Annotated in this window: 1 protein-coding gene; it reads left to right on the forward strand. The window is 51.8% G+C overall.

Going from position 1 to position 1438, the window contains the following annotated elements; all coding sequences use genetic code 11:
- Nucleotides 1-974 (forward strand): transposase (locus K0F85_RS27135; protein WP_306986124.1); only part of this gene is annotated, 974 nt, incomplete at its 5' end.
- Nucleotides 975-1438 lie beyond the last annotated feature (464 nt).

The following is a 1438-nucleotide window of genomic DNA, read 5'->3' on the forward strand; positions in this document are numbered from 1 at the left end:
GACGGGGTCAGGTCCGCCATTCGGACACGGCCTCAGCCATATCTATTTCCAAACCTCTGCGCAATCTCAGCGCCAATGCACATAGCTCAGGTACCATCTACCGCATGACGCGACCACTACGACTTGAGTTCGCCGGCGCCCTCTACCACGTTACTTCGCGCGGCGACCGGCGCGGCGCCATTTACCGGGACGATACCGATCGCCTAGCCTGGCAAGAAGTGCTTGCGTTGGTATGTGAGCGGCACCATTTTGTCGTGCATAGCTTTTGCCAGATGACCAATCATTATCATCTGCTCGTTGCAACGGTCGAGGCTAATCTGTCGCAGGGCATGCGCCAGCTGAACGGCGTTTATACTCAGTATTTCAACCGGCGCCATAAGCTTGTTGGACATGTATTACAAGGTCGCTACAAAGCTATCTTGGTGCAGAAAGAAAACTATCTGTTGGAAGTGGCCCGCTACATCGTCTTGAATCCAGTGCGGGCGCACATGGTGGCATCCCCCGATGACTGGTACTGGAGCAGCCATCACTACGTTTTGGACGATGCATTACCTCCATGCTGGTTGACGCGTAACTGGCTCTTGAGCCAGTTTGGCGCTACGCGCGACGAGGCAGTCCCTGCTTATTGCCGGTTTATCGCCGCCGGAATGGGCGAGGCGAGTCCGCTCGCACGCACCTGCCACCAGATTCTTCTAGGCGATGACGCCTTCATTTCAGCACATCAGCAATCGCAGCGCATCGAGACGCCCAGAGATACGCCAATGTCGCAGCGCCGCGCTGTCACGCTGTCATTAGAGCAGTTTCGGGCGCGCTATAGCGACAGAGATGTGGCCATGGCACGCGCTTATCTGTCAACCGCTTTTACCATGTCCCACATCGCCGCCGCTTTTCACGTGTCAAGCAGGACGGTAAGTCGGGCCGTATCGGCATTTAATAAAGCGCAACTTGCCGTAGATCGCGACGGCCAAGGCTGAGATCGTGTACGAATGCCGGACCTGACCCCGCCCCCCACTCCGTTCAAAATGGCAGGAACAGCTTCACCTCTCAGATCATCAACAAACTTCTCTCCACCAGAATAATTAAAGTAACCATCCTCTTTTTTATTTTTAACCCACTCTGACTCCGTCCTTAAACCCAAAACCTCTACAGCACCAACATAATTTTCGTTATATTCAGCGCTACCGACTGGATACTGTGCCCAGCACTTTACCTCGTAACACGCAGCTTTTTTTAATCTATTCTCCCCCTCAATATTTCCATTTGATTTTTTTTCGATTAATTTTTTTTCATCATCATGCAATTGCCTATTGTACAAGTCAACAACCGTAGCACTATCGCTTCCTTGCAATATATTAGCTGTTTAGATTCGTTGGATAATGTACCTATGCGTAGTTGGCCGCTCTTCAAGGCCAGGCAGGTTTTGCGTACACTGTTCCAA

This window comes from Janthinobacterium sp. UMAB-56 (genome assembly GCF_900095265.1).
GTDB lineage: Bacteria > Pseudomonadota > Gammaproteobacteria > Burkholderiales > Burkholderiaceae_D > Janthinobacterium.